1 protein-coding gene is annotated in these 648 nt (G+C 51.2%); it reads right to left on the bottom strand.

Annotation, left to right across the window (positions count from 1 at the left end):
* Positions 1-25: 25 nt before the first annotated feature.
* The coding region (locus N799_RS15575) for a hypothetical protein (RefSeq protein WP_203225064.1) at positions 26-648 on the bottom strand (623 nt) is incomplete at its 5' end.

Genomic DNA, 648 nt, shown 5'->3' with positions numbered 1-648 from the left:
AAGCGGCGTCGGCTTGAATGAATTGTTAGGGCGCACCCCAGATATCGTCATCGCCGTTAGCTTCATAGCTGTCGTGTTCCATGATTTTCTCAATTTTTCGAGAGGCATAGTCGCGATCTTCGGGGCGGGCACGATTCAGCAGGATGTCTGCTTCGCGCTGAATCTCCTCAAACTGTGCCCCATAATCGATTTGCGCATTGAGAACTCGAAAATCGTCTACAAACTTCTCGTCAGACTTGAGTGTAGATCGAAGCCAGCGCTCAAATTTTCTGAGGCCATTGTTTAGTTCTGAGCGGCTGTGAAAGGGTGCCAGATCGCTTGGTCTTGGCTCTCTCGGAGATTTTGAAAGCGTAATTTCGAGAGGTTGCGTTGCAACTTCTAGATGCCAAGAGTTGACGGCCCATGAGCCGCAACGAATGCACTGAGAAAGGCCAGGCGAAACAAAACTAGGGTTATCCAGCTTCCATGCCGCCAAGAAGCTTTCAAAGTTCTTGCTCGGTCGGTGGCGAGGCGCTTCTGATGTACCTTCGTCAGTCACCCGCACTGACTCACTGGTGCCACACATCGGACAAGTAAGAGTGTGCGTGTAGACGATCATCGAGTACCTCGCAGTGCGCCCTAACGCCTTATGTCTTCCAGTTTCCCTAC

This window comes from Lysobacter arseniciresistens ZS79 (assembly GCF_000768335.1).
In the GTDB taxonomy this organism is placed as follows: Bacteria; Pseudomonadota; Gammaproteobacteria; order Xanthomonadales; family Xanthomonadaceae; genus Novilysobacter; species Novilysobacter arseniciresistens.
The sequence above is the reverse complement of the archived record's forward strand: the minus strand, read 5'-3'. Positions and strand labels throughout refer to the sequence as shown.